Annotated in this window: 22 protein-coding genes; 9 read left to right on the top strand and 13 right to left on the bottom strand. The window is 51.7% G+C overall.

The features are described 5' to 3' along the window. Positions 1–10 precede the first annotated feature (10 nt). Positions 11–1,762, bottom strand: coding sequence for an aspartate--tRNA ligase (gene aspS / locus HMPREF1527_RS00320; protein ID WP_051113100.1), 1,752 nt, complete (start codon positions 1,760–1,762; stop codon positions 11–13). Between the two features lie 361 nt (positions 1,763–2,123). Here aspS and HMPREF1527_RS00315 point away from each other — a divergent pair, with 361 nt between their 5' ends. Together HMPREF1527_RS00315 and HMPREF1527_RS00310 are read left to right on the top strand one after the other, a co-directional pair. Beyond that, positions 2,124–2,783 carry an HAD family hydrolase gene (locus HMPREF1527_RS00315; protein WP_016476707.1) on the top strand — a complete coding sequence of 220 codons (660 nt, stop codon included), beginning with the start codon at positions 2,124–2,126 and terminating at the stop codon, positions 2,781–2,783. 166 nt (positions 2,784–2,949) lie between these two features. Beyond that, on the top strand, positions 2,950–3,255 hold the full coding sequence (locus HMPREF1527_RS00310) for a hypothetical protein (protein WP_016476706.1): 306 nt from the start codon (positions 2,950–2,952) through the stop codon (positions 3,253–3,255). Between the two features lie 223 nt (positions 3,256–3,478). On the opposite strand, the gene HMPREF1527_RS00305 is transcribed toward HMPREF1527_RS00310, so the two are convergent. The 3 genes from HMPREF1527_RS00305 to HMPREF1527_RS00295 form a co-directional block, all read right to left on the bottom strand. Then, positions 3,479–5,077 carry a 4Fe-4S dicluster domain-containing protein gene (locus tag HMPREF1527_RS00305; RefSeq protein WP_016476705.1) on the bottom strand — a complete coding sequence of 533 codons (1,599 nt, stop codon included), beginning with the start codon at positions 5,075–5,077 and terminating at the stop codon, positions 3,479–3,481. Positions 5,078–5,210: 133 nt separating this feature from the next. After that, entirely contained in the window at positions 5,211–5,933 is a 723-nt protein-coding gene (locus HMPREF1527_RS00300; protein ID WP_016476704.1) for an RluA family pseudouridine synthase, read from the bottom strand. After that, on the bottom strand, positions 5,930–6,880 hold the full coding sequence (locus HMPREF1527_RS00295; protein WP_016476703.1) for a LysR family transcriptional regulator: 951 nt from the start codon (positions 6,878–6,880) through the stop codon (positions 5,930–5,932). The genes HMPREF1527_RS00300 and HMPREF1527_RS00295 overlap by 4 nt, the downstream gene beginning before the upstream one ends. 147 nt (positions 6,881–7,027) lie before the next feature. Here HMPREF1527_RS00295 and HMPREF1527_RS00290 point away from each other — a divergent pair, with 147 nt between their 5' ends. Continuing rightward, positions 7,028–8,452 carry a Na+/H+ antiporter NhaC family protein gene (locus tag HMPREF1527_RS00290; RefSeq protein ID WP_016476702.1) on the top strand — a complete coding sequence of 475 codons (1,425 nt, stop codon included), beginning with the start codon at positions 7,028–7,030 and terminating at the stop codon, positions 8,450–8,452. A 6-nt stretch (positions 8,453–8,458) separates the two neighbouring features. Here HMPREF1527_RS00290 and HMPREF1527_RS00285 read toward each other — a convergent pair whose 3' ends face one another. From HMPREF1527_RS00285 to hisS, 6 genes are all read right to left on the bottom strand, one after another. After that, positions 8,459–8,839 carry a hypothetical protein gene (locus tag HMPREF1527_RS00285; protein ID WP_016476701.1) on the bottom strand — a complete coding sequence of 127 codons (381 nt, stop codon included), beginning with the start codon at positions 8,837–8,839 and terminating at the stop codon, positions 8,459–8,461. A gap of 83 nt (positions 8,840–8,922) precedes the next feature. After that, the gene (locus HMPREF1527_RS00280; protein WP_016476700.1) at positions 8,923–10,080 is read right to left on the bottom strand and encodes a hypothetical protein; all 1,158 of its coding nucleotides are present in this window, start codon (positions 10,078–10,080) and stop codon (positions 8,923–8,925) included. Positions 10,081–10,254: 174 nt separating this feature from the next. Continuing rightward, positions 10,255–11,319 carry a MupG family TIM beta-alpha barrel fold protein gene (locus HMPREF1527_RS00275; protein ID WP_016476699.1) on the bottom strand — a complete coding sequence of 355 codons (1,065 nt, stop codon included), beginning with the start codon at positions 11,317–11,319 and terminating at the stop codon, positions 10,255–10,257. Positions 11,320–11,447: 128 nt separating this feature from the next. Next, positions 11,448–12,935 (bottom strand): PTS transporter subunit EIIC, encoded by a 1,488-nt coding sequence (locus HMPREF1527_RS00270; protein WP_016476698.1) that lies wholly within the window; start codon positions 12,933–12,935, stop codon positions 11,448–11,450. 218 nt (positions 12,936–13,153) lie between these two features. Further along, a complete protein-coding gene (gene murQ, locus HMPREF1527_RS00265; RefSeq protein ID WP_016476697.1) occupies positions 13,154–14,044 on the bottom strand; it encodes an N-acetylmuramic acid 6-phosphate etherase in 891 nt (296 codons plus the stop codon). 57 nt (positions 14,045–14,101) lie between these two features. Then, complete coding sequence (hisS, locus tag HMPREF1527_RS00260) at positions 14,102–15,415, bottom strand: histidine--tRNA ligase (protein WP_016476696.1); 1,314 nt, start codon at positions 15,413–15,415, stop codon at positions 14,102–14,104. A gap of 238 nt (positions 15,416–15,653) precedes the next feature. Between hisS and sufC the strand changes: the two genes are divergently transcribed. Genes sufC through HMPREF1527_RS00230 form a run of 6 tightly spaced genes read left to right on the top strand, consistent with a single transcriptional unit; the run spans position 15,654 to position 21,232 of the window. Beyond that, complete coding sequence (gene sufC / locus HMPREF1527_RS00255) at positions 15,654–16,436, top strand: Fe-S cluster assembly ATPase SufC (RefSeq protein ID WP_016476695.1); 783 nt, start codon at positions 15,654–15,656, stop codon at positions 16,434–16,436. Further along, positions 16,433–17,851 (top strand): Fe-S cluster assembly protein SufB, encoded by a 1,419-nt coding sequence (gene sufB / locus HMPREF1527_RS00250; RefSeq protein WP_016476694.1) that lies wholly within the window; start codon positions 16,433–16,435, stop codon positions 17,849–17,851. Before sufC ends, sufB begins: the two co-directional genes overlap by 4 nt. Further along, entirely contained in the window at positions 17,851–19,011 is a 1,161-nt protein-coding gene (locus HMPREF1527_RS00245; protein ID WP_016476693.1) for a SufD family Fe-S cluster assembly protein, read from the top strand. Before sufB ends, HMPREF1527_RS00245 begins: the two co-directional genes overlap by 1 nt. Next, the gene (locus HMPREF1527_RS00240) at positions 19,011–20,282 is read left to right on the top strand and encodes an aminotransferase class V-fold PLP-dependent enzyme (protein ID WP_016476692.1); all 1,272 of its coding nucleotides are present in this window, start codon (positions 19,011–19,013) and stop codon (positions 20,280–20,282) included. Before HMPREF1527_RS00245 ends, HMPREF1527_RS00240 begins: the two co-directional genes overlap by 1 nt. Before the next feature lie 60 nt (positions 20,283–20,342). Beyond that, positions 20,343–20,804, top strand: coding sequence for a Fe-S cluster assembly sulfur transfer protein SufU (gene sufU / locus HMPREF1527_RS00235; RefSeq protein ID WP_016476691.1), 462 nt, complete (start codon positions 20,343–20,345; stop codon positions 20,802–20,804). 2 nt (positions 20,805–20,806) lie between these two features. After that, positions 20,807–21,232, top strand: a complete 426-nt coding sequence (locus HMPREF1527_RS00230; protein ID WP_016476690.1) for an Rrf2 family transcriptional regulator — start codon at positions 20,807–20,809, stop codon at positions 21,230–21,232. A gap of 12 nt (positions 21,233–21,244) precedes the next feature. Here HMPREF1527_RS00230 and HMPREF1527_RS00225 read toward each other — a convergent pair whose 3' ends face one another. From HMPREF1527_RS00225 to HMPREF1527_RS00215, 3 genes are read right to left on the bottom strand one after another with little or no spacing between them, the layout of a single operon-like run. Then, the gene (locus tag HMPREF1527_RS00225; protein WP_016476689.1) at positions 21,245–22,177 is read right to left on the bottom strand and encodes an ABC transporter ATP-binding protein; all 933 of its coding nucleotides are present in this window, start codon (positions 22,175–22,177) and stop codon (positions 21,245–21,247) included. Further along, positions 22,178–23,248, bottom strand: coding sequence for an ABC transporter substrate-binding protein (locus HMPREF1527_RS00220; protein ID WP_016476688.1), 1,071 nt, complete (start codon positions 23,246–23,248; stop codon positions 22,178–22,180). A 9-nt stretch (positions 23,249–23,257) separates the two neighbouring features. After that, the gene (locus HMPREF1527_RS00215; RefSeq protein ID WP_016476687.1) at positions 23,258–24,025 is read right to left on the bottom strand and encodes an ABC transporter permease; all 768 of its coding nucleotides are present in this window, start codon (positions 24,023–24,025) and stop codon (positions 23,258–23,260) included. Positions 24,026–24,144 lie beyond the last annotated feature (119 nt).

Raw genomic sequence — 24,144 nt, 5'->3', positions numbered from 1 at the left:
ACAGTCTCCCCTACAACGTGCGGAGAGACACCTCCTTCAGCTGATCGTCAGTCACCGGCGACGGCGCGGCGGACATGAGATCCGAGCCGGAGGTCGTCTTAGGAAATGCCATGACGTCACGGATGGAATCGGCACCCGCCAGCAGCATACACACACGGTCGAGACCGAGCGCGAAGCCGCCCATAGGAGGCGCGCCGTAGGTCAGCGCTTCCATCAAAAAGCCAAACTGAGCCTCAGCGCGCTCCCTAGTAAAGCCAAGTTTCTCAAGAATACGAAGCTGCAAGTCTGCATTGTGAATACGCATGCCACCGCCGCCGGCTTCAAAGCCGTCCATAACAAAGTCGTAGGTATGAGAACCGATAGACAAAGGATCTGTATCCAGAAGGTCAATCTGGTTTTCATTCGGCTGTGTAAAGGGCATATGTTCGGAGGCGTAGCTTTGCGTTTCCTCGTCCCAATGGAAGAGCGGGAAATTAACTACCCAGAGAAAATCATGACCTTCGCGAGGAATCTCCAGCACGCGCGCCATGTGCAAGCGCATGCCACCCAAAATCTCATCCGTCTCAAGTCGAGCGCCAACCGCAAAGAGGATAAGGTCACCCGGCTGCGCCTTCATCTCTAAACGCAAAGCGTCACGCTCTTCTGACGAGAAGAACTTGGCAATGGGGCCACCCACGCTGCCGTCTTCCTTGTACGCAATCCATGCGAGGCCTTTAGCGCCAAAGGTAGCGGCGATGTCGCTAAGCTTATCAATTTGCGAACGGGGCCAACTACCGGCGCCACGCGCGTTGATAGCCTTTACATAGCTGCCTTCGGCAGACGCGGCGCTGCTGAAGAGCTTGAAACCGGAATTCTTAAAAATCTCGGACACATCGTGAAGCTCCATTCCAAACCGTGTATCGGGCTTGTCGGTGCCGTAGGTATCCAACGCGTCCCAATACTGCATGCGGCGCAGCGGAGTCTGCATGCGAATACCCATCTTTTCAAAAGCATCAGAGAGGATATCCTCAAGCTCAGACATCACGTCGTCCTGGGTGACAAAGGACATCTCCATATCAACCTGGGTAAATTCAGGCTGACGATCCGCACGGAGGTCCTCATCGCGGAAGCACTTGGCAATCTGGTAATAACGCTCCACGCCGCCAATCATCAGAAGCTGCTTTAAGAGCTGCGGAGATTGCGGAAGTGCGTAGAAGCTGCCTCCCTGCATGCGGGAGGGTACCAGAAAGTCTCGCGCGCCTTCAGGCGTCGACTTAAACAGCGCGGGAGTTTCCACCTCGGTGAAGTCACGTTTGTGGAAGGCCTCACGGAGCGCGAAGGCAAAATCCGAACGCAGACGAAGGTTGCGCGCCATGTGCGGCCTGCGCAGGTCAACGTAGCGATACTTGAGGCGCAGGTCCTCGTTCACGTCAATATGATTTTCAATTTGAAACGGCGGGGTCTGAGCGGTATTCAGCACCTCAATCTCAGATGCCAAAACCTCAACTTCGCCGGTTGCCAGCAATTCATTAGTCTGCCCCTCGGAGCGATGCTGAACCGCGCCTTCGATAAGAACAGGCCACTCGGGACGGATGCCCTCAGCCGTCTTAAATGCCGCGGGCGCTACGTCAGGATCAAAAAGCACCTGCGTCAGTCCTTCACGATCGCGAAGGTCGACAAAAACGAGACCGCCGAAGTCACGGCGCCGCCAAACCCATCCGGTCAGCGTAACAACTTCGCCGATATTCTCGGCACGCAACTCGCCGCAGGTGTGCGTATGCATGCTGTGCTGATCTACAGCGCTATGCTGTTCAGCGGCGATGTGCCGACCAACGGCGCCATGTTGCTCGGCGGCGTCATGCGAAATTGTATCTGTCTGGAGTGTTGAAAAAGCGTCGCTTGAGTTGGATATAGCCACTAAAAATCCTTTCGTCTCTCTGCCCTGTGTCAAATCGGGCAGTGCTCAGCAGACGGCAAACGTGCGTAGACGGCGCACCCTTGCACTGGTTTGACATTGTACTCCGCAGAGGTGACTTTCGAGTGGGTAACTACTATATTGGTAACGGTTTCACGCAATTGTTACGTTAACGCATCGCCGCGGCTCAGGCTTTTTCTTCCACGGCGAGAAGAGCGAGGTTTTGGCTATGCCCTATAAAGCTGCAATATTTGATCTTGACGGAACGCTTCTAAACACAATCACCGATCTTACCTGGGCAACTAATTATGCTCTCAAGCACTACCATATGCCTACCTATACCGTTGAAGACGTCAAGCACATGGTAGGCAATGGCGTCGCAAAGCTCATTCGCGATGCCGTACCTGCGAACACTTCGGAAGAGCTTTATCAGAAAGTCCTCGCGACGTTTAAGGAGCATTATGCTGACCATAGCCTCGACACCACCGCTCCCTATCCCGGCGTTACTGAAGCTGTAGACCAACTGCGCGCCGCAGGCGTAAAGTGCGCCGTTGTTTCCAACAAACCCGATTTTGCCATCGCGGATCTTATGAACCACTTCTTCCCAAACAAATTTGACTTCGCCTTGGGCCAGCGCGACAATCTCAAGCGAAAACCGGACGCGGAACCGGTTCTCTTTGCGCTCAAGCAGATTGGAGTTTCCCCAAACGATGCCGTCTACATCGGAGACTCAGAGGTTGATATCGCAACCGCACGCAACAGTGGCATGCCGTGCATTAGCGTCACCTGGGGATTTAGGGATAAAGAGGTTCTTCTCGCCGCAGGAGCAACCGCATGCGCAGACACTGCCGACGAGATGACCGCTCTGATTCTCGGACATGAAGTGTAAGCCGCAAGCCGCACGCTCGCTGCGCAGATAGTACGCCTACCGTGCAAAAGCGTACGTTTGACCGATGAATCAAAAACGTTTGAATAGTGAAGCCTGGTAGGCGGTATATTCAGTAAAAGTGCGTCCCACAAGATGGTTTTGCCATCTACGGAGAAAGGATAGCATCATGGGCAAGAAAAGTTCTGAGGCACTTGAAATCTCTTACGAGAACCTGGCCGACTACCTGCATAATCATCATTCGGTATATATGAAGGTCGGCAACCAGGTATACTATCTCACAGACGTTAATTTTGAAGCATGGCGCGCGCAAGACACCAGCATTCGTAATTCCAAGAACCATTTCGTTGATTGTTCTGAACTTGTCCCTACCGTTGACGAGTTCCTCAGTCTTCCTTTCATTAACGGAAAAACTATCCAGGACGTATTTTCACATGCGACCTTCTATGAGTCCGTTAAAGATACGAAGGACTAACCCTATTTTTTTCTTCATGCTCGTAACTTAATCGGAAACCCTGACTTCGGCTTTGATTGTTTCGCGCAACCGCGTCTGAATCTCAGCCGAAGTTTTTTGTGTCATTTTCCGCCATCGCCGAGCAGTGCCAAACTCATGTTTTTCTCGGCGCAAGCACCGCAGTCTGAAACCAGCCACTTTGCAGAATCAGTCACTTTGCAGAGTCAACACTTTTCAAAGTCGCTTACTTTGTTTTAGGTTTCTGTACCTCTCTGACCTCAGCGATTTCAACCTCAGGAGAAACGGAGCCGGCAAGCTCGGGAATGAGCGGGTTGTACTCGTTTTTGGTGGCAACATCTAAAGCCGCCGTCTTCGCGTAGCGCTTTACCGCAGCAGAAGCTCGATTGATAGCGGAAAGCGTGCCGGCACCGGCAACGCAGCCTCCCGGGCACGCCATGCCCTCCAGCAAATATCCCGGATACTTGCCTTTAACGGCGTCTTTCATCATCGATCGGCAGTTATCGAGGCCTTCCGCCGCCATAACATGGACCTCAAGATCGGGATGTTTGTCGTGAATGGCGTTGACTACGGCCGTAGCGACGCCACCAGAAACAGCAAACCCTCGGCCGTCCCGTGATGACGCTGCAAAATCGCTCTTATCGTCAGCAAGTGACTCGAACTTGATATCCTTTGCCTCCATCATGCCGGCAAGCTCTTCAAAGGTCAGAACAAAATCGACCTCGGATTTAACGGAACGACGCATGGCTTCCAACTTCTTGGCAGAACACGGTCCTACAAAGACAATCTTCGCTTTGGGGTGCTGTTTGCGTATCAGACGCGCCGACAAAACCATGGGCGTCAGCGCCATCGAAATGGCGTCCGCATTATCGGGAAATTCCATCTTTGCCATGACTGACCAGGACGGACAGCAGCTTGTACCCATAAACGGAAGTTTCTCAGGCACCTCATCTAAAAAGTCTTCGGCTTCCTGCACTGTACACATGTCAGCACCGGTTGCAACCTCTTCAAGACCAGCAAAGCCAAGCTGCTTGAACGCCTCGCGGAGCTTACCGACACTGCCTTTGCCAAACTGACCGACAAATGAAGGCGCGACTGTCGCGATGACCTCGTTTCCCTGGTTGATAGCGGTAATAACCTGAAAGATCTGGCTCTTGTCGGCAATGGCGCCGAAGGGGCAGTTGACCAGACATTGTCCGCAGGAAACGCACTTCTCGTAATCAATGTCTGCGCGGCCGTACTCATCGGAGCCAATAGCATGCATGCCGCACGCCTCGGCGCAGGGACGCAGGTGGTGCAAGATAGCATGATACGGACAGACCTTCTCGCACATACCGCACTTGATGCACTTTTCCTGATCGATAAAGGCTTTTTTGTCGACAAAGCTGATGGCGCCCTTGGGACAGATTTCGCGGCACGGGTGCGCAAGGCAACCCTGACAGGCGTTTGACACGCGAAACACATTATCTTCGCAGGCATTGCAGGCGAATTTGATGATATTGATGAGCGGGGGCTGGTAGTACACCTCAGGAATAGCGGCTTTTTCAATGCCTTCGGAGAGGTGCTCGGGATGGTCGACACCCTGCATCGGCATACCCATAGTCATGCGCACGCGCTCTCCGGCCACCGCGCGCTCCAAAAACACGCTTTCGCGATAGGTTGCAATTTCTCCCGGAACGATAGCATACGGGAGATTTTCCATCTTGTGAGCTACGTCCTCAAGGGGCTTCTCGCCACTTTCATAGGCAAGTTTGGAAACCTCTCGAAACACCTTACGGCGAATCTCCGTAAGATTAGTGTACACACCACGCATAGTACCTGGCATGAAATCCCCCTCGCTTTGTCTCGGCGGCGCATCCCTCATACGCTGCCGACAGAAATCGTCTACCTGCCTGTACGCGCGTCAACAATCATCACACGCGCAACGATTTCACCTTATGGTCTAGTATGACCGACTTTTAGAGATTCTGCACGCTCCAGCCGGAAAAAAGCGCGGGCCACTCCGTCCGCAACGTATGATTCTCACCCGTTACAGGATGAATAAACACGAGCTCATAGGCGTGCAGCATAAGCGGCTCCCGAGAAGCGGCGTCTCCATACAGGCAATCCCCGACAATCGGAAAGCCCAATGCCGAGAAGTGCACGCGAATCTGATGCTTTCTTCCCGTACCCAACTCGATGAGCATAAGAGAGCGTTTACCTGAATCCTCACAGCGCACCTCAAGACGTCTGACATGTGTCAACGCTGGCTTTCCCGTCTTTGATACGCGCATCTTCCGGGCATCGTGGCGGTCTTTTCCAAGCGGCAACGCGATGTCACGCTCCTTTTCCGGAAATTCTCCCCTCACTATCGCGAGATAGTATTTGTGCAGGTCACGGTTGCTTATCAGCGCGTCAAACAGCGACTGCGTTTCCTTGTTAAGCGAGAAGAGCACGATGCCCGTGGTATCCCTGTCAAGACGGTGCAGCGCTTGAAGATTGCGCGCCTGTTGCAAACAGCCGTTGCCCTCCAGGTACGCGCGGACTTGATCGGTCAGAGTTTCAGCGGCAACGCCGGAGGTACGCGCTGTACCGTCGCTATGGATAAGTGTGCCAGCGCGCTTATCAACCGCAAGGATGTAGTCGTCCTGGTAGATGACACTCACGGGAGCACTCATGAAGTTACTCACGGGGCCGCTCATGAAGCGCTCGTCTCAGAAGCGACTTCCGTAAGCTGTTCTTTAAGCACCTCGTCAAAAGACGTGATGGCGCTCCATACATGTTCGGCCTTTCGCCATGCAACACTTACGGAATAGGTCATGTTTCGGCCAAGCTCTATCACATACAAGCCCGCGTCCTCGGGATTTGCGAATGTAGAGGCAATCAGCTCGGATGGCAGAAAACAAGCGCCGACACCGCGCAATGCCAGAGCCAAAAGGGTTTCCGAGTTTCGAGACATGACTTTGATATGCGGCGTAATGCCCGCACTCGCAAACGCTTGTCGAGCCAAATTGCCCGCGACATCTCGCTTCCCCACCGTCAAAAACGGAAGATCCGCAAAAGATGAGAGATTGTTGGTTTTCTCAACCTTGGCGACAAGCCCCTCAGCGTCGTTTCCATACAGTTCGCTCAGAAGACTATGGGCTACGACCAGCACGATTTTCTCGCGAAAAAGATCATGAATCACTAAATCATAGGCATGATCTTTTATAGTAGCCACCACAAGGTCAAGCTGGCCGCCTGAAAGCCATTCCACAAGCTGGTCATTCTCCCCTTCATGCAACTCGATGGAGATGAGAGGATGTTGCTTTTGAAAGGCTGCTATCGAGCGCGGCATGATGATATGGCCGCGTGTCGCCGTTACGCCAACACGCAGGCGTCCACGCTCATTGCCCGAAATATCTCTGAACTCCTGACGCATGGCACGGCGTGTGGTCTGGAAGCGCCGCGCGTATTTGAGAAACTCTTCCCCCGCGTAGGTCAACGTCAGCGGTACGCTGCGATCAAGCAGCCTGGTACCGAGCTCCTTTTCTGCCTGAGCGATATTTGCCGAAAGCGTCTGCTGCGTTACATTAAGCCGCTCGGCGGCCCGCGTAAAACTGCGCTCCTCAGCAACAGCTACAAAGTAGTCCATGGTTTGGAAGTTCATACCGTCTCCAAGCGTATGTTCTCTTGTTTTCCAGTTCAACTTAACACAAATTTTATCTGTAATAATGACCAATGAAAACAGTTAGACATATCTTTTTTGAGCACGTACGCTATACCTTGAAAGGCAGGGTTTCAGGGAGTTGGTTGCATGACAGAATTTGTGGTTATTGGCGCCTTTGCCGTGTTGCTTATTATCGGCACTGTCCTGTCCGTTCCACTTATCTCTATCTTACTTATCGGCTTCTTCCTCTTTTTTGGCTATGGCGTTTCCCGCGGCATCTCCGCAAAAACGCTTTTGCTTTCCGCGGCAGAATCAATCTGGGAAGTCCGCGCCGTCATTGCGCTTTTTGCTATTGTGGGCGCTATGAGCGCTGCATGGCGGGCGTCGGGGACCATCCCTGAGATTGTCAGCATTTCATCCAACCTGCTCTCACCTTCAATTTTTGTACTGGCAACCTTCCTTCTGTGCTCCATGATGTCAATGCTTATCGGTACCGCCTTTGGAACTGCGGCTACCATGGGCATTATCTGCATGTCCATAGGTCGCGCCATCAATGCTAATGAACTGATTATCGGTGGCGCGGTACTCGCCGGCAGCTATTTTGGCGACCGCTGCTCCCCTATGTCCACAAGCGCCCTGCTGGTTTCTCAGCTCACCGACACCAACCTATCCAAAAATATCGGCCGCATGCTCCGGACTAGTGTTGTTCCCTTTATCATTGCCTGCCTCATCTATGTTGCCTGGGATACGTTCATGGGCGGCTCAGGGGCAGTGCCTGATGTCACCGCCATTCTTTCACGCGCATTTCGTCTTTCATGGGTCGCGCTCGCACCCGCTATTTTGGTAATTGTTCTTGCCCTTTTGAAGGTCGATGTCATTATTACCATGCTCTCCAGCCTCCTGCTCGCCTGTGGCATCTGTATCTTTGTCCAGCACGTTCCCATCATGGAGCTCCCTCGAATCCTGCTTTTTGGTCTACGCGCCCCGGGAGCTACCGTCGCCAACATGGTCAACGGCGGCGGGGTATTCTCGATGCTGAACGTAGTGCTTATTGTTGCCATTTCTTCAAGCTACGCCGGACTCTTCCAAAGCACGCATCTACTCAGACGTATGTGCGAAATGGTCGCCGACCTCAGCGATAAATCCACGCCTTTCCTGAGCATCCTTATTACCAGCATGTTTACTTCAATGGTCTCCTGTAATCAAACGCTTTCCATCATGTTGACCAACAACCTTTGCGAGCATACGGAAAAATCTTCAAGCGCACTTGCCCTTGATATCGAAAATAGTGCCGTTATCTTGGCTCCTTTGGTTCCCTGGTCCATCTCAAACATCTCGGTACTTTCAGCTATTGGTGCGCCCTCTATGAGCCTTCTGGCAGCATCATTTTTGTATCTGTTGCCTCTGTGGTCGCTGGGGATTTCCATTTGGCTGCACCACCGCCCCGAGAACATCAATTGCCGCCGCGCTCGCTTGCTTGGACTTTCACCTGACGACCTTGCGTCCTCTGCATGGGCGCGAGCACATCAAGAGGCTGATCTGGAGAAATGCCTGGAAGTGCAAACGGCGTAAGGTCTCTTATGAACCCTCCCTATGCTCTCTCTTATCAGTATGTATCTTTGGTGTTTGCTCATCTTCCCACACCCGATCTCGCTGTTCGTCAAAGATTTCGATAGAATCGGCATCAATATATGATCCTTTACGATCATAGGGAAAATAACTTATCGTGACACGGTCCCCAATTTTGTAGTCAGATACATTTACCAGAACACCGCTCACAGGTTTTTCACCAAAATGCACGGTTAAGACTCTCTCAGAGCCATCCTCGACGAGCACGCGTAGTTGAAAGGTATTTACCTCCTCGTCAATGCTGACAATATGACCCGTTACACAAAGCAGGTAAGAGTCTCCCACCTTATGACCTATACTTCTTTCTTCATCAACCTTTTTGTAGATCATACAAATGGTTCCAATCAAAAGAAAGACTACTGTAATTAAAAATATATGGAAATACTTCCTTAAAATACTCATGGACACACTGTCTATCGTGAAAAAAATACACCGAAAGTATCAGTATATCTTGCATAGTTAGGGTTAAGGTATCGAGCTGTGCCATACCATCCGTCCGACACACAAAGAGCGGCCATAAAACTCCCCATAGACTCTGCAATTTGAAACCGCATATATCCTTCAACTGGCATGATATGTCCTTTACGCTGTCCATTTTGATTAATTCCACAACCAAAGATTCCAAAGTTTTTGCTAATAACTGTATTTTTAAATTTTAAAAATACAGGAGTTGTCGAAGATTCAAACTGTATCGTTTGCCAATACTGCGAACAATATGAAACTAATGCGGGACCCAAGTCACTAAAATTAGTAGAGCCAAATTTAACTCCACCTGACGAATAGATCTCTTTAGTATTAGAAAGTGACCAAAGAGTATCGTAATGGTATTTTGTTCCATACTTAAAAAATGATTCAGCTGGAATATAGAACTCTGCGCAGCATAACAAAGCCGAAACACCACATGCATAACTTTTTGTTTTTTGTTTGATGATATCTTCTCGATAAGCAATAAACTCTCCTGAGGAATATGCTTTCTCAATAATCTTGAATCTAGGATTTACTGAGAGATTGTCTGCAAAAAATATATCATTCCAACTGCCCGAATCAGGAGTACTACTCAGCGGAATAACCGCATCCGAATCATACCCATACGGCTCTGGAGCGCTAAGGACTATCCCAGAATCCCTCTCAACAGCAACGTAGGAGAACGGTCCTGTCTTGAGAGCAATTACCGAAGAGTCATCATCACGATAAAGCATAGGTACATCTTGAGAAACTGATGCATACGGACTAATCACATCAGGTTCAAAAGAGTATTCGGAAATCAAACTGTCATCAGTCACGTCGTAAATAATATATCCATGAGGACTTCCGAACGTATCAGCTATATCAACTATATATCCGATGGCACCCAAATCAGGATCATAGATTTTCGTAGTCCCAGTAGGCACAAGGCCAGAAGTTTCTCCCATACCTTGGACGAATGTCTTAGCGAACTCAAGCGCCATTTCTTCTGTAAACTGAACCCTGTTCGATTCTTTCTTTCCCGCCGCAAGCACAGTCCTTGGCGCTCCGATAAGAGAAGCGGCATATGCTGCAATAAGAAGAAACGCCCGTCTACTAACCTTCATGACAACTTCCTTTCCGCCTGACACTACCATGCCTTTTCTGTCACCGGAAAAACGAACTTAAAGCCATCACAATCAGCTGCGACATATCATTCGTAGCTCAGTATTTAAAACATCATTATACCTCCACATCCGCACTGTTGGAAAGATGTCGAGAAGGTCTTGGGGCTTAAACATTTAACGGATAAGCTTAAATCCCCGTCCCGAATGCAGGTACGGCAAAAATTCCATATCAGCAGCAACCACGTGTCCTGCAACGGTGTCACGGGCATCCAAGGGACGTTCGGTACGCGCAATGGAGAGCTCACCGGCATAGCGTCCGTAGGCGGAATTGCTTACCAGCACCGTACCCGCAGGCACGCTTTCAACAGTGCTTTCAACAGGTTTGACAGTCGGTCCATAAACCGGAGCATCCTTCCACAGACGCGACTCCTGCGACCTAATAAAGTACTCTGACGAATCAGGACGGTCATGCTGATCTCTGTCGTACAGATACTCATATTCCGGCGACAACTTTGCTCGGATCTCCAAGCAATTCTCGCCAAGTTGTCTTATACGGTTCCAAACCTCATGCGATACGTCAGAATCTCCAATCATTACCACATCGGCAGCGGCATCATATAATGCCAGCATATCGCACACCAACTTGTCGCCGGTATCTCCACGATGACTTTCAACGGTGGGCAGCCCCTCATGTAGGGGTCCTCGATAGGTTTCTCCCGGCACAAACGCTATGGTCTGAAAGCCCTGTGTTTTAAGGCGCTCATTGATTGTAGCCACGCGCTCAAGCGAAAGTGCGCTAAATCGCTTGGGGTAAAAATTATGACACGCCGTAAAACGCGTAAAGTCCGCTCCTGCCGCCTGCCATGCAATAATATCCTTATGCAAAATAGTAGATGCGTTGAACACTATGTGGAATCTCTTTGACAGCGTCACCGTCTCTTTGGCTGAAAACCCAAAATCAAGACGCACGTACGTAATTCCAAACTCTTTAAGGCAGGTAAAATCCGTAATGCCTAATTTCCCCAAAGTGACCGGAGAGATGTCAGCGATAAGATCAATACCGGCATCTTTACAAAGCTTCAGCAAACGCACGGTCTCCGCGCGATAATCAATCCCCTCTTCTTCCGGTATGTGCAAAGAAGTGAATGCGTACCGACAACCGGCGGCTTTTGCTTTCGCAACAACTGTCACATTTGTTTCATATCCGTTTGCGCAATAAAGCGAAAAACCCGTGTTCATCTATGCTCCAAAAATCTTTCAATGGCGAGAAGGGCACAGCGCTCGCGTTCTTCTCGCAAAATCCCCTCACCCAGTATGCCTGAGCGAGGGGAAGTATGTACGAAAAAACAATCGCCCGGCGTTATATGTTACTTGCCAAAGACGTCGTCAATGCGATTTTCGTCAACGCCAAAGAACCACGTAAGCACAAAACCCGATGCATACGCAACAATCATGGCAAGCGCGTAGAAGACCTGATTTCCTGGCTGGACGATTAAGAGGCCAAAGAGACCCGAGACACCTTGGGAGACCGTACCGAGGTGGAAAAGGTAAGCCACAACGGAACCGATACCTGAACCAAGGCAGGCAGTGATAAACGGCTTTCCAAGAGGCAGGGTAACCGCATACATCAAAGGCTCGCCAATACCGAGAATACCAACAGGAATAGATTCGGTCAGGTATTTCTTAACGCGCGTGTTTTTGGTCTTAAGAAGCAGTGCAAGACCGGCTCCTACTTGACCACCACCGGCCATCATCAAAAGAGGCAAAAGGAAGTTGATACCTTGAGTCGGACCCTCCGGATTGTTCAGCATAACGTGAATTGGAGTCAGTGCCTGGTGAAGGCCCACAGAAACTAGAGGCAGGAATGTAGAGCCAAGAAGATAGGCGCCAAAAACGCCGAGCTTGTCGTAGAAGAACTGAAGAATGAAGAAGATTGCCTGAGTCAGGAATGCGCCGAGCGGCTGAAGTACAAAAACCGCTGCAATGACGCCAACGATAACCGTGCAAAGCGGCGTTAAGAACGTATCCAAAACATTCGGCATAATCTTGTGGAAGTTCTTCTCGAGCCACGCAAAGAAAATGGCACAGATAATTGCACCAATCATGCCTCCGGCAGCTGCGTTAAAAAGATTGGAAGCGCCAACCGTAAACGTACCGTTTGCAAACGCCACTGACGGAAGTTCAAAAGGAAGGTGTACAAGGCGAACCGCTTTACCGTCAACCATCTGAGTAGCAAGAAGCGGCATACCGGCGTTAGCGATGGAGAGTGCACCGGCCATGGCTCCCAGCACTCGAGAGCCACCAAACTCTTTGGCGGCATTCTCACCGGCTAGGATGGGAAGATATGCAAAGAGTGCCCAACCCATGGTCCAAATGGCTGCAAACCACCACTCACCAACGAAAGCCTTTTTGGTTGAGAAGTTAATGACGTTGATGATACCGTTGATTAAACCTGCAGAAATGATACCGGGCAACAATGGGACAAAGATGTTCGCGATCTTTTTGAGAAAGCGCTGCACGGGTTTATTCTCATAGGTAGCTTTTTGAGCAGCCTTATTACCTTCTGCTGCCTGAGAAGCACTCTCATCAGAAACGTCGCCTGCGGCAATGCCGGTAAGTTTCGCAAACTCAACGATTACTTTATTCACGACGCCAGGTCCAAGAACCACCTCAAGCCTATCGCCATCCTCGACCAAACCCATAACGCCGTCAATGGCTTTAACAGCCTCGGAATTCACTTTCGCAGGATTGGCTACTTTAATACGAAGTCGTGTCATACAAACCATATTACCTAGGACATTTTCCTTACCACCTACCGCAGCAAGGATGTCACCTGAAAGTTTGGTGTAATCCATATGCTTCCTTCTTTCTCTCAGTTACCTTAGCACGCTTACATTTCATGCAATTAAACACACTCAATTGAAATTTTAATCATCGTTATATAAAGCGTTACTCCATGTATAAAACACTCGGTGAACGGTAACTTTATGACAATTGCCAGATCCGATTGCTAGATCCGACTGACAAATCCGATTGCTAGATCCGACTGACAAATATGTGCGTACAGAGGCTTTTATAGAGCATCTCTCACATGACCTTGAGCGGCATCAAGTTGGTTTTGTGCTTCTTTGGCCGAAACCTTGGTAAGAAGCATTACAATCGCAACTTTTGCGCTCCCATTTGCTTCATGTAAGGCTGCAGCTGCCTCATCCCGTGCACAGCCGGTAGCTGCCATAGTGATATTTTGGGCTCGTACTACAAGCTTGTTATTAGTTTGTTGCACGTCAACCATCAAATTCTGATACGCCTTTCCAATGCCTACCATTGAACCCGTTGAGATCATATTGAGAATCATTTTCTGGGCAGTACCCGCTTTTAGGCGAGTGGATCCGGTAAGAACTTCCGGACCTGGCGTTGGCTCGATGGCTAAATCTGCTTCCTTTCCTATGGCAGAGTTTTTGTTACATGCTATGGCAACGGTTCTGCAACCAATTTCTTTGGCGTACCGCAAGCCTCCAATGACATATGGTGTGCGCCCGCTTGCCGCAAGACCAACAGCCAAGTCACTTTCTTTCAAATTGATGGCAATAAGCTCTTTTTTACAGAGTTCAGGATCATCTTCAGCACCTTCAACGGCTCGTACGAAAGCTCTTTCGCCACCTGCTATGAGACCAACAACCACATCAGATGACACGCCAAACGTTGGCGGACACTCAACTGCATCCAATACTCCCAAACGTCCCGATGTCCCCGCTCCAAAATAGATAAGGCGGCCACCCACTTCAAAGGCTTCCTTCGCCCATTGAACAGCAATGGCAACTTGAGGTAGAACTGTCTTAACGGCGGATACAACGCACAAGTCTTCCTGATTCATTACGCTCACAAGCTGAAGCGGACTCATTTCATCCAAATTCATAGTTCGAGGATTTCTCGATTCCGTCGTCAGTTTTGCTAAATCAATCACACACTTCACCTTCTGTGAGCTACGTAATTCTCGCCATTTGAGCCGGAAGTCTCAAAGCTACGCCAAGCGTTGACGCACCTCTTCAACAAGTTGATCTGCAGGAACCTGTACTTGCTCGTGAGTTGTCATATCCCGAAGCGTCGCTACACCCGCAGCTACCTCATCGGGTCCGAGCACGACACAAAGCTTTGCTCCCAACTTATCTGCCTGCTTGAACTGAGCTTTGAGAGAGCGGCCTGTACGATCAGCTTCCGTGCGGATGCCGGCACCACGAAGTGCGAGCACGACAGAAAATGCCTCACGCGCCTCTTCGGCAGAGGTAGTTGCAACGTACACGCAACAAGGAGCTGCGATATCCGTTTCAATGCCCTGTGTCGCCAGCGCCAACATGATGCGCTCAAAGCCGACGGCAAAGCCAACGCCTGGCGTAGGCTTTCCACCTTCAAGCTCCATAAGACCATCGTATCGGCCGCCACCGCCGATGGCACCGACGCCTGCGTCCAGCGCCTCGACTTCAAACACGGTGCGCGTATAGTAATCGAGACCGCGCACCAGTGTTGGATCTTCAACATACGCAATACCGGCTGCATCAAGATATGCCTTAACCTGCTCGTAATGTGCTCGGCAGTCGTCGCAGAGATTGTCGGAAATGAGAGGAGCACTCATCATGACAGCGCGGCAACCTTCGTTTTTACAGTCAAAGGCGCGCAACGGATTGACCTCAGCGCGCTCTAGACAGTCATCGCACATCTGATTGGCATGATCAAGAATGAACCGCCTGACCTTCTTGCGGTATGTCGGCCGGCACGCGGCATCACCCATCGAATTAATCGCAAGTCGCAGACGCGACGTATCAAAGCCCAACTCGCGGAAGAACTGCATGAGCATGATAATGGACTCAGCGTCAGAGGCGGGATCGGACGCGCCAAGCCACTCCACACCTACCTGGTGGAACTGGCGAAGCCTTCCTTTTTGCGGACGTTCTCCGCGAAACATCGCTTCCGCGTACCACATCTTGGCGGGAGCCGCCCCCTGCGGCACGAAGTTATGCTCGACAGCCGCACGCACGACGCCTGCAGTCCCTTCAGGGCGCATGGCCATGCGCTGACGAGCCTTCAAGCCCCTCTCGCTTCCCGAAGCCAGAAGGTCTTCCAAAAGCGCGCCGGAAAATACACGGAATATCTCCTTGCGCACCACATCAGTTGACTCGCCGATACCGTGAACAAAGGTGTCTACCTGCTCGATTGCAGGCGTTTCAATACGGTCAAAGCCATAGGTGCCAAACAAATGGCGCGCGATATCCTGCATGCGCTCCCATGAGCGCATATAACCGCCGTACAGATCCTCGGTGCCTTGAATTCGCTGGCCCATGTACCCTCCCGTCGTGATTCACAGATGGTGCAAGTATACCCGCATGCGCAAAAGGTTGCGCAAAAAGATTGCGCATCGCATAAAGATCGCTCCACATTTTTCGACAAACTGTCCCCCGAGGCTTGTTTTTTAATTCCTATAACTTAGTATGAATTAGTCAGCCTTCGGGTATGACTCAGTCGTTACCAGTATGCGCATACCAACCCAGGGCCTGCGTATAGCGATACAGGAGAGATATATGACAGATACACTCCTCCGCGTAAGCGGTGTCTCTGCAGGTATAGAAGATAAACCTATTCTGCATGACATTAATCTCACCGTCGGTTTCGGTGAAACCCATGTGCTCATGGGGCCGAACGGCGCGGGCAAGTCAACGCTTGGCCGTGTTGTTATGGGAGACCCGACATACGGCGTCACGTCCGGCTCCATCGTATTTGACGGCCAGGACGTCACCGACGTTTCTCCCGACAAGCGTTCTCTTGCCGGCATGTTCCTTTCATATCAGGCGCCCGTGGAAATTCCCGGCGTGCCTCTCTATTCCTTCCTACGTACCATCACGCAGATGCGCCCGGAACTCAAGGCTACCGCTCGCAGCTTCCGCAAGCGCGTAGGAGAGATTTCCGACCAGCTTGAGCTTGACCAGAGTTTTCTGATGCGCGAGCTTAACGTAGGCTTCTCAGGCGGTGAGAAGAAAAAGATTGAAATGCTTCAGCTTCTGCTGTTGAAGCCCAAGCTCGCCATTCTCGACGAAACCGATTCCGGCCTGGATATCGATGCGCTCGCTGTCGTTTCGCGCGGCATCGAAGCTTACCGCACATCCTGCGACGGCTCGCTCTTGATCATCACCCACAACACCCGCATCCTTGAGCGCCTGGACGTTGATCACACGCACGTGATGGTTAAAGGCTATCTTGTGGCCGACGGTCCCGCCTCTCTCATTGACGAGATTGACCGCACCGGATTCGAACGTTTTGAGCGCGAGAAGGACGTCGAAGTTTCCGAAGGCGGTGCCCACGAGTGAGCGAGAAGAAGCGGTCAGAGGTCGCTGACATTAACCGCTCCCTGTATGACTTCACCAAGTCCGAAGAGGGCTATGAGCGCTATGAAGACGGCCTTACTCCTGAGATTGTACGTGCCATCTCGGCCAAAAAAGACGAACCGGAATGGATGCTTCAGTTCCGCCTTTCGGCGCTGGAAACCTATCATGCGCGCGCCATGGCGTCCAACTGGGGGCCATCCATTGCAGGACTTGATATGGATCATATCTCCACGTACGTCTCGCCTCAAACAAAGCAATCAAACAACTGGGAAGACGTTCCCGAAGATATTCGTGACACCTTTGAGCGTCTGGGCATCCCTAAGGCGGAGGCAGAAAGCCTTGCCGGCGTCGGCGCTCAATACGATTCCGAGATTGTCTACCACAACATGCGTGAAGAGGTCGCCAAACAGGGCGTCATTTACACCACGATTGAAGATGCTCTGCATGACCCTGTGTGGGAGCCCGTTGTTAAACAGTACTTCGGCACGTTGATTCCTCCTTCCGACCATAAGTTCGCGGCGCTTCATTATGCCGTCTGGTCAGGCGGATCATTTGTCTTTGTGCCGGCCAGCGTGAGCCTTGACTATCCGCTGCAAAGCTACTTCCGTCTGAACGCCCAGGGTGCCGGACAGTTTGAGCATACGCTCATTATTGTTGAGGAAGGCGCTGACCTGCACTTCATTGAAGGTTGTTCTGCACCGAAGTACTATGCCGCAAACCTCCACGCGGGGGCCGTTGAGCTCTTTGTCAAAGACGGAGCGCGACTGCGCTACTCAACCATCGAAAATTGGTCCAAGAACATGTACAACCTCAACACCAAGCGCGCTCTTATCGGCTCTGACGCCCGCATGGAGTGGGTCTCCGGCTCTTTTGGCAGCCACGTTTCGTATCTCTACCCATCGACCATTCTCAAGGGCGACCGCTCCAACTGCGATTTTACGGGCATTACCTTTGCCGGCGCTACGCAGGATCTGGACACTGGTTGCAAGGTCATCATTAACGGCGCTGACAATACGGCGTCAGTTGACACGAAGTCCATCTCCAAGGACGGCGGCATCAATACCTTCCGCTCCGCCGTCACGATTGGACGCAAAGCGGCCAACGCCCGTGTATCTGTTTCTTGTCAATCGCTCATGCTCGACGATATCAGCCGCTCAGACACTATTCCGGAAATGGACGTCCGAAACGCCACCGCGCAGGTTGGCCATGAGGCAACTATCGGTCGCATTTCTGACGACACCATCCTCTATCTCATGAGCCGCGGCTGTTCTGAATCCGAGGCGCGTACGCTCGTGGTTAACGGTTTCGCAAATCCCGTCTCAAAAGAACTCCCTATGGAATACGCCGTTGAGATGAACAATCTTATTAAACTAGAAATGGAAGGAGCGATTGGCTAATGGCTGAACACAGAGCTGAAAACATCCGTATCGAATCCGCCAATGTTCCTCCCGCGCAAACATGGAACCGCCTGCACGCTAACGCGCTGACGCTGACAGTCCCAAAGACAACCAATGCGGGAACGGTATATCTTCCACTCCCCCGTCTTTTTGAGCGTATTGAATGTGGCATGGGAGCTGAGGTCACAAGCTACATAGACTCTCAGGTCTTTGAAGCAGCCTACTATGAAGTTCCCGCTCATACCAAGCGCGAAGAACCTGTTGTCATCTCGGTATCGGCTGCCACAAACGAATGCGCAAACGCGGGCATTATGGTGTGCGAAGGCGCTGAAGCAACTGTCGTTGTCGTTGCTCGCGCTGGCGAGAAGAACGCCGAAGCCGCAGGCGGCAATAACAACACAAACGGCGCGGACAATACGGACGTTCCAGCGACAAGCGGAGCTCTCGTGCGTATTGTCGCCGAAGCAGGCGCTCATGTGCACCTCATAGAAATGCTCGGCATTGATGATGATCAGCAGCATCTTGAAAGCATCGGCATTGAAGCGCATAAGGACGCCCTTATTGACGTGCACCAATATGCGCTTGGCGGAGGCGCTCTCGGCATAGGATTTGCAGTCAACCTCGCGGGTGACCGTGCGCATCTTGACTTGAACAGCCGCTATCATGCCGATCACGAGGAACTTCTCGACATCAACCACGTCGCCCGCATGCGCGGACGGACCACGCGCGCCGAAATCGCCGAGTCCGGCATCTTGAACGACTCCGCGCGAAAGACCCTGCGCGCCACTATCGACCTCATCCGCGGCTCCAAGGACGCCAAGGGCAACGAGGCCGAGACGGTGCAGATTCTTGGCGATAACGTTGTCAGCAAAACCATGCCCGTCATCCTCTGCGACGAAGACGACGTTGCCGGAAACCACGGCGCCACTATCGGATCAGTTTCTCCCGAGCAGATCGAATATCTGCAGGCCCGCGGGCTTTCTCGCCGTGAAGCGGAGCGTCTCTTTGTACGCGCTCTCTTTGAAGACGCCATCATCCATGCGCCTGAAGCCCTCTCCCATGACGTTGCAGTCGAGCGTGCCGAGAAGGTCCTGGGTGCTGACGTTGCTCATGACTTCGACGATGCCTCAGAGCTGGCGTTTAAGGACGGTGTCGCGTAATGGCTTCTCGTCTTAGCGCCTCAGAGCTCGCTGAAATCACCGAAAGTCCCTATAAGAAAGACTTTCCTCTCCTGGCCCATAATCCCAAAATCGCTTATTTGGACAGCGCGGCAACCTCGCAGCGTCCCAGCGCAGTCATCGAGGCGCACAAACGCTTCTACGAGACCATCAACGCGAACGCCCTGCGTGGCCTGTACCGCCTTTCTGTTGAGGCAACCGCGGCTATCGGAGATGCCCGCAAGGCGTTGGCGCGCTTTATCGGAGCGGTGGATGCTGATGGCGCGCCGCGTGATCGCGAGATTATTTTTACCCGCAATACCTCGGAGTCATTGAATCTTGTGGCATCCAGCCTCGGACGCTTGGTGTTGAAGCCCGGTGATGACGTGGTCATTTCCATTATGGAGCATCATTCCAACCTCATTCCCTGGCAGCAAATCTGCGCCCAAACAGGCGCTCACCTTGTGTACCTATACATGAACGATGACTTTAAAATCACGCAAGAGGAGCTCGAGTCCAAAATCACTGAACGCGCCAAGATTGTTTCAGTCACGCAGGTATCCAATGTACTGGGAGTTTCCAACGATGTCTCCGCTCTGGCCAAACGCGCGCATGCCATGGGCGCTTATATGGTGGTCGACGCTGCTCAAAGCGCACCTCACCTCCCCATTAATGTTCGCGCGCTTGACTGCGATTTTTTGGCCTTCTCGGCTCATAAGATGTGCGGACCTATGGGTATCGGCGTGTTGTGGGGAAAGTCCGAGCTGCTTAACCAGATGCCTCCCTTCCTCACCGGCGGCGAGATGATTGATTCCGTCACAAAAACCGGTGCTGTCTGGGCTCCTATCCCCGAGAAATTTGAGGCTGGCACTCAAGACGGCGCGGGTATTTACGCTACAGGAGAAGCTGTCGCATATCTTGAGGGTCTCGGCATGGCAACCGTTGAGCGGCGAGAAGCACTTCTCGCCCGCTATCTGACTGAACAGCTTAATGAGCTGGATTTTATTGATATCATTGGCCCGCGCGATGGAACAAGGCACATCGGAGCTGTCTCCTTTAACGTGCGCGGCGTTCACCCGCACGACGTTTCGTCCATTCTCGATATGGACAACGTATGCATTCGCGCTGGACATCACTGCGCTGAGCCGCTTCTTACGGAGCTTGGTCAATCAAGCACCTGCCGAGCAAGCGTGGCGTTCTATAATGACGCGTCCGACATTGACCGACTTGTTCTTGGACTTGAGCGCGTCTGGTCTATCTTTAACGGTAACTAGCGCATTTGGTTTATCTTTAACGGTAACTAACACTGGCATGAAAGGGCGCCGAACAACAACATGACTGGTAACGACCTTTATAACGCAGAATTTATGGATCACGTCTCACATCCTGACTACAAGTATGAGATGGAGCATCCAACCTACACGCATGAAGGCATCAATCCCTCCTGCGGCGATGAGTTGACGTTTTCTGTCCGCCTTGCGGATAACGGAACTATTGAGGAAGCCGCGTTCACCGGTCATGGATGCGCCATCTCGCAGGCAAGCGCCGATATCATGAGCGATCTTATGGTCGGCCGCACACCCGCGGAGGCTATTGAGCTCTGTCAACTCTTTGGCCGCATGATACGCGGCGAGGAAACCGATGCCGCGTCATTGGAAAAGCTGGAGGATGCTAACATCCTCCACGACATCGCTCATATGCCCGCCCGTGTTAAATGTGCTGAGCTGGCATGGCGCACCTTGGAAGAGATGCTTGAGGCGCAGGGAGCTCAAAGTTCCGCTCAGGACGGGAAGTAACTATGGCAAACATGTTCTCGACAAAGGGCATGTATGCGCTGCGCGCTATGGCAGATTTAGCCGTGCATGACGGCTGGGTCTCGCTTGGCGACGTTTCCGAACGTCAGCATATCTCACGCAAATACCTTGAACAGGTCATTTCTCTTATGCACAAGGCTGGCTACGTTGAGTCTTTACGCGGCAAAGGCGGAGGTTATCGACTAACACGTAAGCCTGAGGATTACACGCTCGGCGAGATTTTGCGCGCCACCGAAGGAAACCTTGCTCCTGCAGCATGCTTAAGCTGCGCAAATGAGTCGCTCTGTCCGCAGATGGAGTCCTGTACCACCGTTAAGGTATGGCGCGATCTTGGCAAGATGACCTCAAGTTTTCTCGATAGTAAGACGCTGGCCGACATCGCACGTCAAGAAGAATTGCCAAAACACTGACGTCACAAGCTGTCACAGACAAAGCGCAAGCACTTCTCGCTTAGCCGCTAAGAACTCATCTGTAAGCTCAAAAGCCACAGGAGAGACTGCTGGACTAGCGCTCTTTGAAGTATCAGCTAAGCCGTCACGTGAAGTAACTTGCAGCAGAGGTCGCTTGGGCACGACCTCCCCTACGATTTTTGTCACAATGCCCTGTGCGGGATTTCCCTGCATCACAAAAATATGCGATGCCATGGAAACCGCTTCATCCACGTCATGGGTGATAACCAGCGCAGACATGTTCATCTTTGCCACCGCATCCATAAGCCACTCACGCATTTCTCGCCTGGTCAGCGCATCAAGTGCCGAGAAGGGCTCGTCCAAGAGAATTACATCGGTTCCCGTCAGGCTGGTACGCAAGAAAGCCGCGCGCTGTCTCATGCCACCCGAAAGCTCGGAAGGCCAGCTTTGTGCCACTTCCCCCAAACCCATACGTGCCAGTAATTCTTGAGCTCGCGCGCGAGCTTCTCGTCGAGAAACACCCTGAAGCACCAACGGAAGCGCAACATTGTCCACGATGCGCTTGTGTGGCAAGAGCAGATCCTTCTGAAGCATGTAGCCAATGCGCCCCGGCGTGCCCGTTACGTCTTCGCCATGCAAAAGCACCGAGCCCGATTGCGGCATGAGAAGTCCTGCGAGCGCATGTAAAAGCGTTGTCTTTCCACAGCCGGAGCGGCCGACCAGACAGCACACTTCGCCGGGGTTGATTGCAAGGCTGATATCGCGGACGACTTCTCGGCCATCGCCCCAAGCAAGTGCAAGATGCGCGGCCTCAAGGGCAGGTACCGAGGTTGCTTGTTCCCTGGCGGCTTGATCTCTGGCGGCTCTGTTTTCGTCTGCTTGCTCGCTCATTGTTGCCGTTGACGCTACCGTTGCTGCTGTTTTCGCCAATCCCATACCACTCACTTACTTCAGATACTCGGTGGTAAATCCTGCTGCAACGTCAATTTGCTTCTCAAGAAGCTTTTGATCGTTCAACCATTGGTAAAACTTTGACCAGCGGTTTTTATCAATCGCTCCCCAACTCTCCGCATCGTCAATATACTTAGCGGCGAGGAACTTCTGGCTCTTATGCACAAGATCTCGATCAAGCTCAGGAACGGCCTTCAGCAGTATGTCGGCCGCGTCCTCCGGATTGGAAACAGCATATTCATAGCCCTCTCTAACAGCCGCGAGGAAACCCCTCACTGCCTCGGGATTACTCTTCCGGTATTCATCGTTGGCGGCGATAACCGGCGTATAGATGTCAAAGACCGAATCAATCGACTGGAACGAGAAGTAATTGTAGGGAAAGCCCTGCACTTCGGCGTTTTGAACCGCCCACTGCTCGTAGACCCATACGGTATCGAACATATTGGCCTTAAGTCCCAAAACCTCATCGTCAACCTCATACGGCACCATCTTGATGCTTTCAGGATCTCCACCGTCAGTCTGAACCACAGACTTAACCGTCGCCTGTTCAACAGGCAGATTCCATGTTGCATATGTATGGTTTTGCATCTCACGCGGACGGGTAATGCCATCATCTTTACGACTCATAATACCTGAGAGATTGTGCTGAATAATGGCAGCCACGGCGGTATAGGGAAGCGGATGCTCGGAAGCTAGGTTATTGGCGATAAAATCTTGATACGAGACACCCATCTGCGCGCCGCCGGAACCAATCAGCGCGTCAGCTCCATCCGCGGGAGGCTGCTGAATCTCAACCTCAAGTCCGTGAGCTTTGAAGAGACCTTTTTCCCGGGCAACATAAATACCGGTATGGTTGGTGTTCGGAGTGTAATCCAACACAAACGTAATCTTGGAGCTTTCAGACGAGGAGTTCTTCTCGCCCAATGGAGCCTTTGGCTGTTCCGGCGTACATCCTCCAAGGGCAAGTCCAGCTGCCGAGAAGCCCGCCGCCCACAGAAAGTTTTTACGTGAAAGAATTCCGACAGGTTCGGTAGAAAGAACTCCGGTATGTGTATGACAATTCATTCCTTACCCCTATTCCACTTCATTTTTGATTGGTTTATCCCATGGTATAAGTTGCCTTTTAAGGCGGTTTACCAGCCACATCAACAAGAGAGAAAGCGCAGAAACCACCACAATGGCCGCAAACATCCGGTCATAGGCGAAGGCTTTTCTCACTCGCGTCATATAGACGCCAAGGCCCGAGTCTCCGCCAAGCCACTCCGCAATGACTGCTCCAATCACGGCATAGGTCACGCTGATTTGCAGTCCCGAGAAGAACTGGCGGGCGGCGGCGGGCAATTTTGCATGACGGAAAATCTGCGTGCGATTCGCACCCATGGTTTTCATAAGATCGATTACATCGGGATCAATTGATCGGAAGGCCGATATGAGCGCCACGGTAACCGGGAAAAAGGTAGATATCGCCACGAGAACTACCTTAGGCAAAATTCCGAACCCCATCCACAGCACCAAAAGCGGAGCGATAGCTACCACAGGAATGGTCTGCGATACCGTAATAAGCGGAGAAAATGCGTGATAGAGCCACTCAAAAAGGTCCATCATAACTGCGATTACAAAACCTAACGCTACGCCAATCGCAAGGCCCAGCAAGGCTTCTTCAAGTGTTACCCATGTGTGGAGCGCAAGCAAAGGAGCGTCTTTTACAAGCGCAAAAAAGACCTGATAGGGAGACGGCACTAGATAGTTAGGAATGATATTTGCCATAACGGCAATCTGCCAGATAATCAGCAATATCGCAACAGTCAGTGTTGGCAGAAGTGCTTGTTTCAACCTTGTCATGTCATCTCCTCTCAATACCGCCGCGCGGGACATGAGATGACATGATTCCTACGCTGGCATTATCCAGATCAGGTGCGAACAGCCCTTACTTTTTCGCAAAGGACTATTCCGGGTCAAGA

The sequence above is a fragment of the Atopobium sp. oral taxon 199 str. F0494 genome (assembly GCF_000411555.1).
Classification (GTDB): Bacteria; Actinomycetota; Coriobacteriia; order Coriobacteriales; family Atopobiaceae; genus Lancefieldella.
This window is presented reverse-complemented; position numbering and strand designations above follow the sequence as displayed.

Excerpts from the sequence above, each read along its gene's own strand:
- aspS (WP_051113100.1), bottom strand. The coding sequence starts at position 1,762 with ATGCATACGCACACCTGCGGCGAGTTGCGTGCCGAGAATATCGGCGAA.
- HMPREF1527_RS00315 (WP_016476707.1), top strand. The coding sequence starts at position 2,124 with ATGCCCTATAAAGCTGCAATATTTGATCTTGACGGAACGCTTCTAAAC.
- HMPREF1527_RS00310 (WP_016476706.1), top strand. The coding sequence starts at position 2,950 with ATGGGCAAGAAAAGTTCTGAGGCACTTGAAATCTCTTACGAGAACCTG.
- HMPREF1527_RS00305 (WP_016476705.1), bottom strand. The coding sequence starts at position 5,077 with ATGCCAGGTACTATGCGTGGTGTGTACACTAATCTTACGGAGATTCGC.
- HMPREF1527_RS00300 (WP_016476704.1), bottom strand. The coding sequence starts at position 5,933 with ATGAGCGGCCCCGTGAGTAACTTCATGAGTGCTCCCGTGAGTGTCATC.
- HMPREF1527_RS00295 (WP_016476703.1), bottom strand. The coding sequence starts at position 6,880 with ATGAACTTCCAAACCATGGACTACTTTGTAGCTGTTGCTGAGGAGCGC.
- HMPREF1527_RS00290 (WP_016476702.1), top strand. The coding sequence starts at position 7,028 with ATGACAGAATTTGTGGTTATTGGCGCCTTTGCCGTGTTGCTTATTATC.
- HMPREF1527_RS00285 (WP_016476701.1), bottom strand. The coding sequence starts at position 8,839 with ATGATCTACAAAAAGGTTGATGAAGAAAGAAGTATAGGTCATAAGGTG.
- HMPREF1527_RS00280 (WP_016476700.1), bottom strand. The coding sequence starts at position 10,080 with ATGAAGGTTAGTAGACGGGCGTTTCTTCTTATTGCAGCATATGCCGCT.
- HMPREF1527_RS00275 (WP_016476699.1), bottom strand. The coding sequence starts at position 11,319 with ATGAACACGGGTTTTTCGCTTTATTGCGCAAACGGATATGAAACAAAT.
- HMPREF1527_RS00270 (WP_016476698.1), bottom strand. The coding sequence starts at position 12,935 with ATGGATTACACCAAACTTTCAGGTGACATCCTTGCTGCGGTAGGTGGT.
- hisS (WP_016476696.1), bottom strand. The coding sequence starts at position 15,415 with ATGGGCCAGCGAATTCAAGGCACCGAGGATCTGTACGGCGGTTATATG.
- sufC (WP_016476695.1), top strand. The coding sequence starts at position 15,654 with ATGACAGATACACTCCTCCGCGTAAGCGGTGTCTCTGCAGGTATAGAA.
- HMPREF1527_RS00245 (WP_016476693.1), top strand. The coding sequence starts at position 17,851 with ATGGCTGAACACAGAGCTGAAAACATCCGTATCGAATCCGCCAATGTT.
- HMPREF1527_RS00240 (WP_016476692.1), top strand. The coding sequence starts at position 19,011 with ATGGCTTCTCGTCTTAGCGCCTCAGAGCTCGCTGAAATCACCGAAAGT.
- sufU (WP_016476691.1), top strand. The coding sequence starts at position 20,343 with ATGACTGGTAACGACCTTTATAACGCAGAATTTATGGATCACGTCTCA.
- HMPREF1527_RS00230 (WP_016476690.1), top strand. The coding sequence starts at position 20,807 with ATGGCAAACATGTTCTCGACAAAGGGCATGTATGCGCTGCGCGCTATG.
- HMPREF1527_RS00220 (WP_016476688.1), bottom strand. The coding sequence starts at position 23,248 with ATGAATTGTCATACACATACCGGAGTTCTTTCTACCGAACCTGTCGGA.
- HMPREF1527_RS00215 (WP_016476687.1), bottom strand. The coding sequence starts at position 24,025 with ATGACAAGGTTGAAACAAGCACTTCTGCCAACACTGACTGTTGCGATA.